The sequence below is a fragment of the Mesorhizobium sp. M6A.T.Ce.TU.016.01.1.1 genome (assembly GCF_003997065.1).
In the GTDB taxonomy this organism is placed as follows: Bacteria; Pseudomonadota; Alphaproteobacteria; order Rhizobiales; family Rhizobiaceae; genus Mesorhizobium; species Mesorhizobium mediterraneum.
This window is the reverse complement of the sequence record NZ_RZTJ01000011.1, coordinates 80,531-96,725: the sequence shown is the minus strand read 5'-3', so window position 1 is coordinate 96,725 and position 16,195 is coordinate 80,531. Positions and strand designations below refer to the sequence as shown.

The window sequence follows — 16,195 nt, the reverse complement described above, 5'->3', positions numbered from 1 at the left end:
CTGTCCGCGATCCTTTCTCCTATCGCGGTCCTGTCGCTCTTCGGGTCGCGATCGTCAGCCCCGTCAGCTTCGCAGGTATTTGAGGAGCGCTGCAATCACGAGCACAAGGGCGACAAGCACCAGGACCCATGTGAGCCCCATGCCGCCCATCATCCACATACCCATTGGACCATTCATCATTGCGGTCGCCTCTACGGTCGGTGGAAGCCCGCCCTCGCCGGTGAGCATCGGCGATTCCGATGGGAATTAGTTCGTCGTAAATTTCGGTCAAGACGAATGGTGCCTCAGAACATGCCCTTGATTTTCGCCCACCACCCCGTTTCCTTCTCATGGTGCGGGCGCTCGACATTGTTGGTGAGCGCGTTGACGAAGGTGACGAGATTGACCGCCGCGAAACTCAGGCCGTGGAAATTCGCGCGCCAATGGCCTTGTTTGTCGATCACATGCGTGACAGTGCCGTGCATCTGGTAACCGCCATCAGTCAAGGCGAACTTGTGGCCGAAGGCTTCCGCGAGCTTCCGGGTCGCATCCTCAGGCTGACCCGCGGTCGTGGTCAGGAACAGCCAATTGACCGGGTCGAGCCCGTGCGCCGGTCCGTAATTGCGCAGCACGTCCGGCGTGTCCCTCACAGGGTCGGTGGTGATGGTCACAAAGGTGACCTGGCCTTTCATCGGCGTGCCGTTCACCATTTTCTGGATCTCGGCGATCTTCTCGGCATGCAGGGGGCACACATCGGGGCACGATGTGTAGATGAAGTGGAGGATGACGACCTTGCCGCGCAAATCGACCAGCCGCAGGACACGCCCGTCGTCGGTACGCAGTGTGAAATCGGGCGCCGGTCTGTCGAGCGTCTGGAAATATTTCTCGTCGCTCTGAAGCATGGCATCGACTTCGCCGAGCGAGTGAGCTTGCGCCGGATACGCAAAGCCTGCGATCAGCGCCGCGATGGCAATTACGCGTAGCAGCAAACGCCTCCATTCGTTCAAAGCCGGCGCGACGCAGCGAGCCTTTGGCTCGGACATATCTGTTCCTTTCTCACCTGGCAGCGATGCGGCTGCAGATGAAGTCGACCATGTCGGGCGCGTCCCATTCCGCCGGGCCGATCAGCCGGCCGACTTCCTTGCCGTTGCGATCGATCAGCAAAGTCGCTGGAAGGCCGACGGTGCCAATGGCGAACATGGCCTTGCCTGAGGTATCGATATTGAGGGCGAGGTGCTCGATGCCGATCTCGGCGAAGAACTTTTTCACGATGTCCGGGCCGGCGCGGTCCATCGACAGCGCGACGACCTCGAAATCCGGCCCGCCGAGCTCGGCCTGCAGCCGGTCGAGCGTCGGCATCTCCTTCCGGCAGGGCGCGCACCATGTCGCCCAGACGTTGAGCAGCACGATTTTGCCGGAAAAATCGGCAAGGCTTCGGGGTCGACCATCGCCGTCCTCGAAGCTGATTTCTGGCACCGGCACCGGGGTTTCGTGAACGGCAAAATTCTGCGGCGGTTCGGAAGCCGATGCCGACCGCGAAAACACCAGCAGCATGCCAACCAGGGCCATGGCCAGTTTGCTCATGGTCACGACTGTTTTCACCGCGTCGCGTAGACGGTCGGCGCCTTGCCGTCCTTCGTGAAGGCGTAGATCGTCCAGGTCCCTGACTTCTCGCCGCCCATGCCGGGCGCGCCGGTCGGCATGCCGGCCAGGGTGATGCCTGATATGGCGGGGCGTTCCGTCAAAAGCTTCCTGACGATGTCGATCGGCACTAGGCCGTCGATGACATAGCCGTCAACCATCAGCGTGTGGCAGCCTTCGAGGTCGGCGGGGACGCCGGCATCGCTGCTGATCTGCGACAGATTGTTGACCGGCTTGATGTCCACCTTGAAGCCGTTCTGCTCGAGATAGGCGGCATAGGACTCGCAGCAACTGCATTGCGGGTTCTTGTACATCACCGCTTCGATCGTGGCGGCGACCGCGGGCAGCGGCGTTGCGATCAGCGCGGCAAGGGCGGCGAGGCGGTAGGTCAGTTTCATTGCAGTTCTCCTTCGTTGAACGAATGGATTCAGGTTACGCAGAAGACGGTCATCAGGCCGGCCATCTGGTGGTCGGCGACATGGCAGTGCAGCATCCAGTCGCCGGGATTGTCGGCGACGAAGGCGCATTCGATCGTATCTTTTGGGGCAAGCAGCACCGTGTCTTGCCATTGCCGGTGCGGCACCGACGAACCATTGCGCGACAGCACCGACATGCTGAAGCCATGGATGTGCATCGGATGCCACCAAGCGGTTTCGTTGCGCATGGTGAGATGACAGGTCGTGCCGCGTCTCAGCGTGAATTGCGGCGCCATGCCGGCGTGGCCGTCGCCGGTCATCGACGTGCCGTTGATCGCCCAGGCGGCCTCGCCATTCATACCGGGCATCCCCATGCCCATCATGCCGCCGACGCCGGCGAGCTTGCCACCACCCATCATGCCGCCTTGCAGCACGATCTCCTGGCGCTCGGCCCCGGCGAGATCGGGGGCCGGCAGCGGATTGCGCGGCAGGCCGACAGGCGCGTCGAGAGGATGCGCGCGCAGCGGCGGCGCCTCGTCATAGGCGAGCGTGGTCAGTGTGTAGGCGAGGCCATCATAAAAATCGTCGATCACGGCGTAGCGCTTGCCCGGATCGCCCTGCATGTCGAGCATCACATCGATGCGCATGGCCGGCGCGAGCACAAGGCGCCCGCTATCCGGTTCGTGCGGGTCGCAGGGCTGGCCATCGATCGCGACGACAACCGGGCGATGACCTTCGAAGCGCAAGGCCATGATGCGGGCGAGCGACGCATTGGCCAGCCGCAGCCTGATCCGTTCGCCCGCTTTCACCAATTGGTCGGCCGGCACCGTGCCGTTGATGGTGACGACGTTGCCGACGCGGCCGGACATCGCCGCATCCATCATGTTGCCGAAGCCGGCAGCGATCTGCCCATCCTTGGCAAGTCGCCAATCCTGCAGCAGCCACAAGAGATCGCGGTCGACGGCGACCGGCTCGGCCTCCTCGACGATCAGTGCGCCGGCAAGGCCGCGGCCAAGTTGCACCAGGCTGTCGGCATGAGGATGATACCAGAAGGTGCCGGCATCGGGCGGCGTGAACTCATAGACGAAGCTCTCGCCCGGCTTGATCGGCTTCTGGGTCAGGCCTGGCACGCCGTCCATCGCATTTGGCAATCGTATGCCATGCCAATGAACCGTAGTGTCCTCGTCGAGCCCGTTGTCGACGACGATACGGGCCGGCTCTCTTTGCCGCAGGCGTAGCGCTGGGCCGGGAACTGTCCGGTCATAGGCCCATACCGGGGTTTGCGGGCCATCGAGGCCGGTGAGCCGGGCCTGGCTCGCCGCAACCCTGATCCGGCGCTCCTCCATGGCGGATACCCACCTGGGACGCATCGATGCGGACGCGGCAACCCCCGCCGCCGCAACGAGAAACCTGCGGCGTGAAATCAAATAACTGGAATCGGAATGCACCCTTATGCCCTTCGCGATCTCGATCGACGGCGACCGTCCGACATCGATTGACCTGCTGTCCGCGCCCGCTACGCCACAATGAGCGCAGTGGGCGATCGAGCGCCGACAATCAGCCGCAGGACGGCTGAAACGGCGTCAGATCAGATCGCTTGTCTTGGAGGGTATGGGTCGGGCAGGGAACTTCGCCCGTGAAGAAGCGGGGTCGGTAGCGCCAACGGCTCCTGCATCCGCGCAACTATCCTCATGGCGATGCCTTGCGGCAGCACCGCGAGCACCGGTGCGATGCAGGTCGGCGGGCAATGCATAGGATCGCCTTTGTCGCCGGCTCCTTTGGGGCACGCCTTGCAGTCGCCAGCCATGTCGGACGACATGGCCGTGTCCGCGTCGGAGTGCATGACCATGGCTTTGTCCGACGTCGTCGTCATCATCTGCGCCGACATGACGCTCGCCTGAGCGCCGGCAAGGCTGAACCCGGCGGTCAGGAAGACCGCGAGCAGCATGACAAGCAATTGCTTTGCCGACCGGCGTGCCATCATGCGCATAGGCTGGCCTCAAAGTGCGGCTTTTGCAAGTCCCAATGCCCTGACATCAAGACGAGAAAGAAGCCTTGGCTTCATACCGCTCACGCAATTTGGCGACCGGCTTCGAGAGTTCGCAACCCCCAGCGGACCGATGCGACGCAAGTGCTGGCGTGCGCAGATCAACATCGTGCTTTGCTTAAACGATCGGGCGATTGGAATCGGAACACTTGCAGCAGGAAAGCGCGTGACACAGCGGCGTCAGCTAGCGCTGCGGTATGGGTTTCGGAGTAGACCCAAGTGACTACTTAGTCCTGCGTCGCCTTTTCGCTAAAGGCGAATGTTAACGAAGGCCAAGGAAGCTGAGTATCGCTATTACGATAACGACGGCCCCAACCAGCCAGATGATATTGTTCATGACAGCTCTCCTTTGTCTTTTCCGCGAATCCCGGGCAGCTGGACATAATTTGTGGAACGCCTGCTCGGCATTCTTGTTCCAATAGCCGCCCTCAGGACCGGGAGGCCCGCGCCTCTGGAGGAGCGCGGGCCGACCGGGGTACGGGCCCCGATCCAGCAGCCAATATCCGGGAGATACCCGCTGTCATCCTACAACTGTTAGTATGCGCTAATGTTCCGTCGATGCAGGAAAAAGACGGTGCCCGGTGAGTGCCGGACGCAAGGCGCCTCGGCCCGCGGCTCGCATCTGCCAGAAGCGCGGGCTCTCCCGTCAACGCCTCGGCGATGGAGCCTATATTGCTAGTGCCGGCGAACCGCAGCATCGCTTTGCAACAGCGTGTGCCGAATCTCGGGATGAAATCAGTTTTCGGAAACGTTTATCGAACAACGCTCCATCCTTGGTGAGCAAAGACCCTCCGGCGGTGGCCTCACGTTACACCGTGCATACGCCGAGGAGACAGAATATGCCGGCCAAAGCCTATATCAACCGGATCGCGACAGCGGTGCCGGAGCACGAGGTTCATCGATTCTATCTGCGTTTCGCGGCCTCGATGCTTGTGGCCGATCGCCGAAGAATTTTCGAACGCATGGCTGATCTCGCCGGCATCGAGCGCCGCTATTCCTGCTTTGCACCCGCTGGCGACCCCGAAGGACCATCAGCAGATCTGGCTGGGACTTTTATCCGGGGCGCCTTTCCTGGAACGGCCGAGAGAATGGCAATGTTCCGAGATGCCGCGCCTGTTCTGGCGCAAAAAGGCGTCGACGGATTGGAGCTTGGCGATGACGCTCGCCGCATCACTCATCTCGTCGTTACCACCTGCACCGGTTTTTCGGCGCCGGGCATCGACCTGGATCTGGTTGCGCGATGCGGCCTGCCGGACAGGGTCGAACGCACGATGATTGGTTTCATGGGATGCTACGCGGCGATCAACGGTCTCAAGCTTGCCCGCCACATCGTCCGCTCCGACCCTCGCGCCAAGGTCCTCCTGGTCAATATCGAACTCTGCACGCTGCATCTGCGCGAAACGACCGAACTGGAAAAGCTGCTGTCGTTCTGCCTCTGGGGCGACGGCTGCGCGGCCGCGCTCGTCACCGCAGAGCCGGCCGGCGTCGAGCTCGAGAGCTTTCATTGTATCGTGGCGCGTGAGCGGCGTGACCTGATGAGCTGGAGCATTCGCGACCACGGCTTCGAGATGGTTCTTTCCGGCCAGGTCCCGGCAGCGATTCATGAAGCGTTGCGGAGCAACCAGGACGCCATCCTCAGCGGCCGGACAGCGGAAGCGATCGACCTTTGGGCCGTGCACCCGGGTGGACGGTCGGTTCTCGACGCCGTCGACAGGGCTCTGAAACTCGCGCCCACCGCGCTGGAGCCATCGCGCGAGGTGTTGCGACGATACGGAAACATGTCGTCAGCGACCGTCATGTTCGTGATGAAGGAGATGCTGAAGGCGCCGCCGGGCCTGCTCGGCTGCGGCATGTCGTTCGGACCCGGGCTGACGGCCGAAACCATGCTTTTTCGAACCGTGTCATGAGTGGCCTGGAGCACCGTAAGCTTGCGCCGGAAATCCTTGACGGACTTGCGGCCGACGATCCGCGAGCGCTTGCCGCGCGCCGCGACCTTCGTCGCATCAACGCGCTGATGTTTCAGGCAAAGATCATGGCGTCGCTGCTCGGGAAATTTGTGCCAAAGCCGCCACGCCGGATTCTGGAGATCGGCGCCGGCGATGGCTCTTTCATGCTGGCGGTAGCGCGGCGCATGGCCGGGCATTGGCCTGGGGTCGAACTGATAATGCTCGACCGTGTCGACCTCATCACAGCGCAATTGCGGGATGATTTTGACAGGCTGGGGTGGACGGTCGAAGGCATCACCGCCGATGTCTTCGACTGGGCCACAAAGAACGAGGGCGCGCAGTTCGACGCGATCACCGTCAATCTGTTTCTGCATCATTTCGACGATGCCGAGCTCGTGCGCCTGTTTGCACTGATGGTGCCGAAGGCCCCGCTGCTGTTGGCGACAGAGCCATTGCGGGCAAAACTGGCGCTGGCCGCTACCCGTCTTCTCCCGGCAATCGGCGCCAATGACGTCACACGAAACGACGCCGCTCAAAGCGTGCGTGGCGGCTTTCGCGGCAGTGAGCTTTCCGGTCTCTGGCTTGCGGCAAAAGGCAAACCGGTCGAGGAACGGCGCGCCGGCCTTTTTTCCCACATTTTCGTCGGTGCCAGCGCCGGTGATGACCTATGACGCGGACCCATGACGCGATCATCATAGGCGCCGGCCCGGCGGGCACATCCGTCGCGCTCACGCTGGCCCGGCGCGGGTGGGCCGTGGCTATCGTGGAGAAGAGCGCGTTCCCGCGCCGCAAGGTCTGCGGCGAATATATATCGGCAAGCAATCTCGCGCTTCTGGATCAGATGGAGATCGGCGATGCCTGGCGTGCCAATGCCGGCCCCGAAATCCGCCGCGTCGGCTTCTTTTCCGGCGAAGCTAGTGTCGAGGCGCCCATGCCTCCTGCAAAAAATGGGCCCCGTGCAAAAGATCGGCCCGCTGCAAACGATGGTTTCGGCCGGGCGCTTGGCCGGGACATTCTCGACTGTCTGCTTTTGCAGGCGGCGCGATTGGCGGGAGTCGAAATCTTTCAGCCCTATCGCGCCGTCGCCATCGAGCGGGATGGCGAGATGCAAATGGTGCGAATTCAAGCCGGGAACGAAACGACGGTATTGCGTGCGCCGGTGATTGTAGCCGCGCACGGCTCCTGGGAACCAGGACCGCTGCCCAGCCAGCCCGAAAAGAGCAACCGCCCGTCGGACCTGCTCGGCTTCAAGGCGCATTTCACCGGGTCGTCCCTGGCGCCTGATTTGATGCCTCTGCTGGCGTTTCCGGGCGGTTATGGCGGCATGGTCTCGGCGGATCATGGCCGCTTGTCGATCTCGTGCTGCATTCGGCGCGATATGCTGGCGCGGTTGCGTAAACACCGTGGCCCAAACCACAGCCATGTGTCGGCCGCCGATGCGGTCTCCCGCCATCTGATGGAATCGTGCCGGGGTGTCAGGGATGCCCTTGGGGCAGCTCACCGCGACGGTCCGTGGCTTGCCGCAGGCCCGATCCGGCCGGGCATTCGCTCGTGCTACGAACGGGACATCTTCCGCGTCGGCAATGCAGCCGGAGAGTCTCATCCTGTTATCGCCGAGGGCATCTCGATGGCGCTTCAGTCCGGCTGGCTGCTGGCTTGCGAACTCGCATGCGCGCCAAGCGGCCGGGTGGGGCGCGAGGCTGCCGGCAGACGCTATGAGGCGGCCTGGAAAAGACTGTTTTCGACACGGGTCCACGCCGCTGCAGCACTTGCCGGAATTGCCCTTCGCCCCGGCAGCGCCACCTTGATGGCCGCAATTGTCCAGAACTTCCCGCAGGCACTGACATTGGGCGCGCAACTAAGCGGCAAGACAAAGCCGGTTCCCGGCTTTGTCTGACAAGTGGTGCGACGCGTCAGGCGCAAACCAAGTGCCACAGCGTCCTCGACAAGCGTTAGCTCTGCGGCAGCAATGCTGGCGCAAACAACAAACGGGCACCGTCTTTTTTTCGGTTTCGATGGAACAACATCCGCCCGCCACGGTTGGAAGCGCAGTCGTTCTACTCCAGCGACTATGAAGGCCGTTCGGACGGCATTCGGACAAAGGCCCCGCGCTTCCTCCCCGCGGGGCCTTTTCTGTCGCTGCAGGAATTTTCACGGAATTTGGAGCGCACCCGAACCGGGCGGGCTAGCCGGGCCTATTAAATGCTGCCGTCATGGCTCGTCGATGTCTTGTTTCGAAGGATTACGCGCGAGAGCGCGTTCCTCCTCATCGTCCGGCAGCGCCTCGTCGCTGTCCTGGTACGGATTGTCGTCGTCTTCCTCGGGCAGTTCACCCTCTTTCTCGAGGTCATAACGGATGTCGCCGTTTCCCGGCACGCTGTCTGGTAGAATTTTGCCGCCTTTGATCGCGTCCCAATCCTGCTGTTCGATTGTCGGGCCTTCGGACGGATCGTCGGATTTTCTGCGCGGTGCCATCAGAGCTCTCCTGTGCTTATGTGGATCACATGCCTAACTCCGCGGACCGCTGCGTAGTTCCTCGGCCGAACCGGCGGGAACGTTTCACGTCGATCCAGCAGCCATGTCGGTTTGGCCTGCCGACGGGCTTTTTGCCGGGCCTTTAGTCTCCGGCCTTTGGTCTCAATGAGAGCTGACCGTTAGGCCGGAGTTACAAAAGTTGAACATGGTCGAGGAACAGTCCTTCGGTCTCACTGTTGGTTTTCCAGCGCATCCCGCGCATTCAGAACAGGAGAACGACGATGAAACGCATCCTTCTGGCGTCGGTCATGCTGGCAGTATCGTCCGGGCTTTCACTTGCCCAGACGACAAGCGGAAGCTCGACGAGCGGAACCTCGACGACCACAACCATGCCCAGCACCACCGATCAGGGAACCAACTCCACCACCACAACCGATCAGGAAACTGACTCGACCACCACCAGCGGCACGAATCCGAATTCGGCCAAAGATTGCGCACCTGGCCAGCAGACCGGCAGCGCGCGAGAGGCCGCTCCTGGTCAGCAGGACACCGACACCAAGACCGCCGCCCCCGGTCAAATGAAGAAGACTACCGAAGAGTGTTGATCGGCAAATCGCCATAGGCCGGAATTGCCGGCCTATGGCTCGCCCAGCATCGTCTATGCAGAAGGGGACGGCGTGAGCCCGTCAGCGCGGCACCGGATCGAGGAAGACGTGCAGTCCGCCCTCGCCTGGGCGGCGGGCCGTTAGGCCCCATCGCCTTCACGGACGGGCTGAAGGTGAAATCCGGCGGCATGCCGACTAGCAAGCTGCCAACAATGTCATTCTGCATCCTCGCAAACCGGCGGCCTGCGTCAGATCTCGTCCGATTGGGCGCGGCCACCGCCGCGTGCCGCAAGACCGGCCAGCAAGCGGCTTTGAACTTGCGTGATATCTAATATAAGGGCACACTTCAAAACCGGGTGGGGGGAAACAGCTCAGAAAAAGCAATCGGGAGGAAAGCCATGAACAGCATGAGCCTCACCACGCTTGAACGCGGCAAGACGACGGTCGAAGCCGCGGCCCTTGAAGTGCTTTCGGCACAGTTGCGCGGCACCGTGCTGAGGGAAGGCGACGCCGCCTATGACGACGCACGCAGCATCTGGAATGCCATGATCGACCGGCGGCCCGGGCTGATCGTGCGCTGCGCCGGTGCCGCCGACGTCATCGCCTCGGTGAATTTTGCCAGGGAAAACCGGCTTCTTGTCGCGGTCCGCGGCGGCGGCCACAACATCGCCGGCAGTGCCGTCTGCGATGGCGGCCTGATGATCGATCTGTCGCCGATGAAGTCGGTGCGGGTCGATCCAGCGACGCGGCGGGCATGGGTGGAACCTGGAGCGACGCTCGCCGACGTCGACGCGGAAACACAGGCCTTCGAACTGGCAGTGCCGATCGGGATCAACTCGACCACCGGCATTTCAGGCCTGACGTTGGGCGGCGGCTTCGGCTGGATCACGCGGAAATTCGGCCTGACCATCGACAATCTTCTCGGCGCCGATGTGGTTACGGCCGACGGCAAGCTGTTGCGCGCCAGCCAGACCGAAAATCCCGACCTGTTCTGGGCGCTGCGCGGTGGCGGCGGCAATTTCGGCGTCGTCACGGCCTTCGAGTTCAAGCTCCACCACGTTGGTCCGCAGGTGCTGGCGGGGCTTGTCGTTCATCCTTTCGCCGATGCCGAAAATGTGTTGCGGGAATACCGAGCGGCGCTCGAAGCAGCGCCCAATGAGCTGACCTGCTGGGTGGTTATGCGGCAGGCGCCGCCGCTGCCGTTCCTGCCGGCCGAATGGCATGGCAAGGAGGTGCTGGTCCTGGCCATGTGCTATTGCGGCGATCTTCAGGAGGGCGAGAAAGCGACGCAAAGGCTTCGCGCCATCGGCACACCGATTGCCGATGTGGTCGGCCCCAACCCGTTCACCGGCTGGGAGCAGGCATTCGATCCGTTGCTGACGCCCGGCGCCCGAAACTACTGGAAGAGCCATGACTTCACCGAGCTTTCCGACAGTGCGATCGAGGTCGTCACGGCCGCGATACCCAGGCTTCCGGGGCCTGAATGCGAGATATTCTTCGCCCATATCGGCGGTGCCGCAGGCCGCGTGACAGCGGATGCAACGGCGTTTCCGCAACGCAGCGCGCATTTCGTCATGAATGTCCACGCCCGCTGGCGCGAACCGCAAATGGACCGCGCCTGCATCGACTGGGCGCGCGGTGTTTACGAGGCGATCAGGCCGTATGCCGCCGGCACGGCCTATGTGAACTTCATGCCCGAGGACGAGGTCGACCGGGTCGAAGCAGCCTATGGCGGCAACTATCGGCGGCTTCTGGAAATCAAGCAGCGCTACGACCCGCTGAACCTGTTCCGCATGAACCAGAATTTGCGGCCGGCGGAAAACCTGCGCGCCGCATAGGACAAGCACGCAATGACAAGGCCCGCCCCTCCGGCGGAGGTCGCGGGCCTCATTTCGGTCATGCGCCAGAGCGGTTCGCTGAACCGCTCTGGCTATTTCTTTGTGCAATTCCGGGCAGAAACCGTTGCACACTTTTCCTGGAATTGGTCTAGGCAGGCATCAAGATCGCAATGCGATGCACGCCGACCACGCTACTTGTATTCGTGGCACCGTCGGTCTTGCCCTTGGCGCAAGTGTACATCTCGCCTTCCTTAAGTTTGAATTCCTTGTCCGCCTTCTTGATCGTGAATTCGCCGGCAGCAATCGTGCATACCATGTCGTTGTCCATCACGGTTTCAGGAAAGACTGCTCCGGGCTGGAAGACTATATCGACGATTGAGATGCTCTTGTAAGCGGGAATGTCGGAGTTGCCAGTGCCGACCTCCACCACTCTGATGCCGGGCGCAACCTCCTTGCCCTCCGTCGGGCCGTATTGCTTGGCGGCCCTTGCAGGCGTCGCCAAGGCGAATAGCGGCGTTACCGCGGCGGCGGTGACGCCGAGAGCAATTGCAGACCTGCGATTCATGGTTCCCATCGCATCCTCCCGTTTGTTGGTCGCGCACAAATGTGCATGACCAAGGTATATTAGCACAATCGAATTTGCCTGTATGCAAAGCCGCGCCGGCAACGCTGCCTGCGCGCAGACGATTATGCGTGACGCGACGCTTTTGATCCGAGAAAGCTTCAGCTGTCGCCCGCCCAGGCAAGGTCTAGTCCTTTCGGTTTCTTGACTCGGTCGGCAAAAACGGGCAGCAAAGCCTGATACGGAGGGCATTCCCGCCATTTTCTTAGTCGTGGAGGGGGCTTTTTTGTTATCGACCTTCGCCCAATCGGCGATCGGTAGAGGGATTGGTTAACCAAGTTTGTCCATCTTTTGAATCAATCGGCAACAGACGCGAAGCGTGCAGGGGGCACCAGGCGACTGTGATTGTGACGGCTGCGAGCCCCGCATGCCGCAAGGCCGATTGAGGTTGGTGTATGGCGTTTGTGCGTTTGAATAACCGGGGTGACAATCCTGACTCTGGATTGACTTCGATGAGGCCCGGCCTGCGCTGGGTCGCGGTTCCCGTTGTTGGCGTTGCGATCGCTCTGTGGTCGGTGGCGACCATGGCCGGCCTCTATTGGGTGGGAACCTCGCTCACCGCCGCCTCCAACAGTCTTCCGCAAAGCCTGCGCGCGCCGCGCACCATCGCGCTCGCCGATCGCACGCTTGCCAATTCATGGGCCAATTCGTGGGCGCCGTCACTGGCAAGCCGGCAGCGTCAGGCATCGCTGCTCGATCGGTGTGATGCCGGTTGCGCACAGGCCGCCGCGAACTTCGTGCATGAAGGCAAGGCGGCGCGTCTCAAGCCGTTAGCGCAGCCGGATACTGTGCCGCTTGTCGCAGAAATCTCGCCGCAAGCGCGCTTCGACAGCGTGGTGGCGAAAGCCGCGCTGTCGCCGCAAAAGCTTGCCGCTGCCTTTGCCCACTCAGCACCTCCTATGCTTGCCAGCCTGCCGGCGGCCGCGGGCGTTGCGGAGCCGGTGCGCCTGCCCGACCAGAACGGCCCGGCCCCGGTGCGCTTCGGGCCGGAGATCGCTGAGATCGAACGATCCTCCCGTCTGGCGCTGGCGCTAGCGAATGCATTGCCGGAACAGATGATCGACGTGCTGCCGGAGGTGGCGACAGCCGACCCTGGTGCGCCGCCGGAGGGCGAGGTTCAGATCGCCTCGCTGCCGCCGCAGGACGAGATGCCCGACAGCGTTCCCTTGCCGACCTTCCGCCCGCGGGCGGAAGTCGACCAGTCAGACGAGGCGCCCCATGTCGAGGCGCCCAAGGTCGAGGCACCCAAGGTCGAGGCACCTAAGGCCAAAGCGCCCAAGGTCCAGTCATCAAAGGCCGCCAAGGCCCAGTCTCGGCCATCCAATGCCAACAAAGCGCAGACCGCCGACGCTCCGCAGGACGAGATGCCCCGGGCGCCAGCCTTGTCGCCGAGGAGTTCGTCACCGGCGGCGATGCCAAGCATGCAAGCCAAGCAGGACATGCAAGCCAAGCAGGGCATGCAAGGCAGCCCGGGCATGCAGGGCAGCCCGGTCAAGCCGGCCAAGCGGTCGAAGGCCGCGGACATGCTGGCCTATGCCAAACCCGACAGCCCGGCGGGCGGCGGGGCCTTCCGCAACCTGTTCACCAAGCCCGGCATCGGCAGCGGCGTCGCCGTCTACGACATCTCGGCGAAAACCGTCTATATGCCGGACGGTTCGCGGCTCGAGGCGCATTCGGGACTGGGCTCGATGGCCGACCAGCCGCGCTACGCCAACCGGAAGAATGCCGGTCCGACGCCGCCCCACACCTACGATCTGAGGCTGCGCGAATCGCGCTTCCATGGCGTCGAGGCGCTGCGTCTCACTCCTATCGACGGCAAAAACAAATATGGCCGCGACGGCTTTCTTGCGCACACCTACCTGCTGCGCGGCCGCCGCGGAGAATCGAGCGGCTGCGTCGTTTTCAAGGACTATGCCCGCTTCCTCGCCGCCTTCAAGAAGGGCAAGATCAAGCGTCTCGTCGTGCGCGGCTAGCAAGCCGCTGATGCAGGTCGCGTCGGAAGGGCGCGGCGCGTAGGTCGCCGCGGCGGCCGTCTTCATGGCTTCTTCATCCCAGGGTCTTCTCGACGTCGCTTCGCTCCTGCCCGCCGTGGGATGACGAAGCTGTGGGGAGATTTCGGCCAATCTCGAAGGTTTTCATTCCCGGCCGAGGATACTATGACTGACCGGACCGGGGCGGCGGCTTCAATCAATCGAGAGGATGTCATGACTATACGCGCTGTCGTTTGGGGCGAGAATATCCATGAACGGACCAATGAGGTGGTCGCGGGGATCTATCCCGAGGGCATGCACGCAACGATCGCCAACGCGCTGAAGCTCGACACCGAAATATCCGTGTCCTGGGCGACGCTGGAGCAGCCGGAACATGGTCTGCCGGCCGACCGGTTGGCGCAAACCGATGTGCTCGTGTGGTGGGGGCACAAGGACCATGGCGCCGTCGCCGACGAAGTCGTCGAGCGCGTGGCGCGCCGCGTTTGGGAAGGCATGGGGCTGATCGTCCTTCACTCCGGCCATTTCTCGAAGATATTCAAGACGCTGATGGGCACGCCCTGCACGCTGAAATGGCGCGAGGCCGGCGAGCGCGAGCGGCTCTGGGTGACGAGCCCCAACCACCCGATCGCTGCCGGGATCGGCGAGTATTTCGAGCTCGAGAACGAGGAGATGTATGGCGAGCAGTTCGCCGTGCCGGAGCCGCTGGAAACGGTTTTCATCTCGTGGTTCCAAGGCGGCGAAGTGTTCCGGTCGGGGCTGACCTATCGCCGCGGCGCCGGCAACATCTTCTATTTCAGGCCCGGCCACGAGACCTATCCGACCTATCACGACGCCACCGTCCAGAAAGTGCTGCGCAACGCCGTGAAATGGGCGCACAACCCGCAGGGGTCAAATCCAGCCATCCTCGACGCGCCGAACGTGCCGGTGGAAAAGGCGCTTGAGCCGATCGTCGAGCGCGGCGGAAAACTCCATGCCGCTGATGAAGCCGGCTATCGCTAGACCATAATCCCGAACATTCGGTTCGGAAAATCAGTGATAAACAAGAAGATAGAGCTTAATCCTAAGGATGAGAATCATGCGTCTCCTGATACTCGGCACCGGCTGGATGGCGGAGGAGCACGCCAGGCAGTTCAGCAAGATCGAGGGCGTCGAACTGATCGGCGCCGTCGATCTCGATCGCGCGCGTGTCGACAAGTTTTCGGACATCAACGGCATCCCCAACCGGTTTGCGTCGCTGGAAGACGCGCTCGCATGGGGCAAGTTCGACGCGGTGGCGAACGTGACGCCGGATCGCACCCACCATCCGACCACCATGATGCTGGTCGCGGCGGGCAAGCCGGTGCTGTGCGAAAAACCGCTGGCCGAAAATTACCAGAGGGCCAACGAAATGGCCGATGCCGCAGAGCAAGCCGGCATCATCAACATGGTCAACCTAACCTATCGCAACGTCGCCCCGCTGCAGAAGGCGCGCACCATGGTGCTTGCCGGCGATATCGGCCAGGTCAGGCATGTCGAGGCGTCCTATCTGCAGAGCTGGCTGGTCTCCAAGTTCTGGGGCGATTGGCGCACCGACCCGAAATGGCTGTGGCGGCTGTCGCGCGGCCACGGCTCCAATGGCGTGCTGGGCGATGTCGGCATCCACATCCTCGATTTCGCCAGCTATGGCGCAGCGGTCGACATCGACAATGTGTTCTGCCGCCTGAGGTCCTTCGACAAGGCGCCCGGCAACCGGATCGGCGAGTACGAGCTGGACGCCAATGACAGCTTCACCATGGCGCTGGATTTCAGCAACGGCGCCTTCGGCGTCGTCCATGCCAGCCGCTGGGCAACCGGTCATCTCAACGAATTGCGACTGCGCATCTATGGCGACAAGGGCGGCATCGAAGTCGTGCACAATCTGAACGGCTCGGAGCTGAAAGCGTGCATGGGCGAGAACATCGAGAACGCCAAATGGCAGGTCCTCGATGCCGGAACGGTGCCGACCAACTACCAGCGCTTTGTCGATGCGGTGCGCAGCGGCGTTCAGGCCGAGCCGTCGTTCCGCCATGCCGCCGAATTGCAGAAGGTGCTCGACCTTGCCGTCGTCTCCGACGAGAAGAGGGCTGAGCTCAGGGCCTATGCCGAAACCCATTGATGTCGTTCGCTGAAAGGGGCCAGCCATGGTCACGCGCCGCGCCGAATGTTCCTGCGGTCAGCTGTCAGCCAGCTGTTCGGGCGAGCCGGTACGCGTCTCCGTATGCCATTGCCTGGCCTGCAAGCGGCGCACCGGCAGTGCGTTCAGCTTCAATGCGCGGTTTCCCGGGGACAAAGTATCGATCGAGGGGCGATCGGCGGAGTTCACGCGTATTGGCGAGGAGGGCGGCTGCGTCACCTACAGCTTCTGCCCGGATTGCGGCACCACCGTCCACTACCGGATCGATGTCCAGTCCGGTCTGATTGCCATCCCGGTGGGTGCTTTCGCCGACCCATCGTTCCCGCCGCCCTTCCTGTCCTTCTATCACGACAGCCGGCGCTGCGAGTGGGTCGAAGTCCGCACTGAGCCTCTGGCGACGTTCGGCTGAAGACGCCGGCCACGGCAGGCTAAGCGTCGTTCAACCTTGCATTTGCATTTGCAACTGGTCGTCCCCCGATGGAT

Annotated in this window: 16 protein-coding genes; 9 read left to right on the top strand and 7 right to left on the bottom strand. The window is 62.6% G+C overall.

Translation table 11 applies throughout. From position 1 onward, the window contains the following. Nucleotides 1–284: 284 nt before the first annotated feature. From EOC94_RS20400 to EOC94_RS20380, 5 genes are all read right to left on the bottom strand, one after another. Nucleotides 285–1,022, bottom strand: a complete 738-nt coding sequence (locus EOC94_RS20400; RefSeq protein WP_127293032.1) for an SCO family protein — start codon at nucleotides 1,020–1,022, stop codon at nucleotides 285–287. A 13-nt stretch (nucleotides 1,023–1,035) separates the two neighbouring features. Further along, entirely contained in the window at nucleotides 1,036–1,563 is a 528-nt protein-coding gene (locus EOC94_RS20395) for a TlpA disulfide reductase family protein (protein WP_127293155.1), read from the bottom strand. A 14-nt stretch (nucleotides 1,564–1,577) separates the two neighbouring features. Continuing rightward, nucleotides 1,578–2,018 carry a DUF411 domain-containing protein gene (locus EOC94_RS20390; protein ID WP_095489164.1) on the bottom strand — a complete coding sequence of 147 codons (441 nt, stop codon included), beginning with the start codon at nucleotides 2,016–2,018 and terminating at the stop codon, nucleotides 1,578–1,580. Nucleotides 2,019–2,047: 29 nt separating this feature from the next. Further along, nucleotides 2,048–3,406: a multicopper oxidase family protein gene (locus EOC94_RS20385; protein WP_127293030.1), complete on the bottom strand. Its 1,359-nt coding sequence runs from the start codon at nucleotides 3,404–3,406 to the stop codon at nucleotides 2,048–2,050. A 218-nt stretch (nucleotides 3,407–3,624) separates the two neighbouring features. Then, nucleotides 3,625–4,020 carry a hypothetical protein gene (locus EOC94_RS20380; protein ID WP_245330098.1) on the bottom strand — a complete coding sequence of 132 codons (396 nt, stop codon included), beginning with the start codon at nucleotides 4,018–4,020 and terminating at the stop codon, nucleotides 3,625–3,627. Between the two features lie 902 nt (nucleotides 4,021–4,922). Between EOC94_RS20380 and EOC94_RS20375 the strand changes: the two genes are divergently transcribed. Genes EOC94_RS20375 through EOC94_RS20365 form a run of 3 tightly spaced genes read left to right on the top strand, consistent with a single transcriptional unit; the run spans nucleotide 4,923 to nucleotide 7,926 of the window. Beyond that, a complete protein-coding gene (locus EOC94_RS20375) occupies nucleotides 4,923–5,990 on the top strand; it encodes a type III polyketide synthase (protein ID WP_127293028.1) in 1,068 nt (355 codons plus the stop codon). Continuing rightward, nucleotides 5,987–6,700: a methyltransferase domain-containing protein gene (locus tag EOC94_RS20370; protein WP_127293026.1), complete on the top strand. Its 714-nt coding sequence runs from the start codon at nucleotides 5,987–5,989 to the stop codon at nucleotides 6,698–6,700. Before EOC94_RS20375 ends, EOC94_RS20370 begins: the two co-directional genes overlap by 4 nt. Further along, on the top strand, nucleotides 6,697–7,926 hold the full coding sequence (locus EOC94_RS20365) for an NAD(P)/FAD-dependent oxidoreductase (RefSeq protein WP_127293024.1): 1,230 nt from the start codon (nucleotides 6,697–6,699) through the stop codon (nucleotides 7,924–7,926). The genes EOC94_RS20370 and EOC94_RS20365 overlap by 4 nt, the downstream gene beginning before the upstream one ends. A 314-nt stretch (nucleotides 7,927–8,240) precedes the next feature. Here EOC94_RS20365 and EOC94_RS20360 read toward each other — a convergent pair whose 3' ends face one another. After that, on the bottom strand, nucleotides 8,241–8,504 hold the full coding sequence (locus EOC94_RS20360) for a hypothetical protein (protein ID WP_095489169.1): 264 nt from the start codon (nucleotides 8,502–8,504) through the stop codon (nucleotides 8,241–8,243). Nucleotides 8,505–8,785: 281 nt separating this feature from the next. Between EOC94_RS20360 and EOC94_RS20355 the strand changes: the two genes are divergently transcribed. Together EOC94_RS20355 and EOC94_RS20350 are read left to right on the top strand one after the other, a co-directional pair. Continuing rightward, a complete protein-coding gene (locus tag EOC94_RS20355; protein WP_126105556.1) occupies nucleotides 8,786–9,109 on the top strand; it encodes a hypothetical protein in 324 nt (107 codons plus the stop codon). Nucleotides 9,110–9,507: 398 nt separating this feature from the next. Continuing rightward, nucleotides 9,508–10,947: an FAD-binding oxidoreductase gene (locus tag EOC94_RS20350; RefSeq protein WP_127293022.1), complete on the top strand. Its 1,440-nt coding sequence runs from the start codon at nucleotides 9,508–9,510 to the stop codon at nucleotides 10,945–10,947. A gap of 148 nt (nucleotides 10,948–11,095) precedes the next feature. On the opposite strand, the gene EOC94_RS20345 is transcribed toward EOC94_RS20350, so the two are convergent. Next, entirely contained in the window at nucleotides 11,096–11,521 is a 426-nt protein-coding gene (locus tag EOC94_RS20345) for a hypothetical protein (protein WP_095489267.1), read from the bottom strand. Between the two features lie 500 nt (nucleotides 11,522–12,021). Here EOC94_RS20345 and EOC94_RS20340 point away from each other — a divergent pair, with 500 nt between their 5' ends. The 4 genes from EOC94_RS20340 (at nucleotide 12,022) to EOC94_RS20325 (ending at nucleotide 16,121) form a co-directional block, all read left to right on the top strand. Next, nucleotides 12,022–13,542, top strand: coding sequence for a tlde1 domain-containing protein (locus tag EOC94_RS20340; protein WP_127293020.1), 1,521 nt, complete (start codon nucleotides 12,022–12,024; stop codon nucleotides 13,540–13,542). A gap of 231 nt (nucleotides 13,543–13,773) precedes the next feature. Then, nucleotides 13,774–14,559, top strand: a complete 786-nt coding sequence (locus EOC94_RS20335; RefSeq protein ID WP_127293018.1) for a ThuA domain-containing protein — start codon at nucleotides 13,774–13,776, stop codon at nucleotides 14,557–14,559. Between the two features lie 76 nt (nucleotides 14,560–14,635). After that, nucleotides 14,636–15,694, top strand: coding sequence for a Gfo/Idh/MocA family oxidoreductase (locus EOC94_RS20330; RefSeq protein ID WP_127293016.1), 1,059 nt, complete (start codon nucleotides 14,636–14,638; stop codon nucleotides 15,692–15,694). 25 nt (nucleotides 15,695–15,719) lie between these two features. After that, on the top strand, nucleotides 15,720–16,121 hold the full coding sequence (locus EOC94_RS20325) for a GFA family protein (RefSeq protein WP_127293014.1): 402 nt from the start codon (nucleotides 15,720–15,722) through the stop codon (nucleotides 16,119–16,121). Nucleotides 16,122–16,195: the final 74 nt, after the last annotated feature.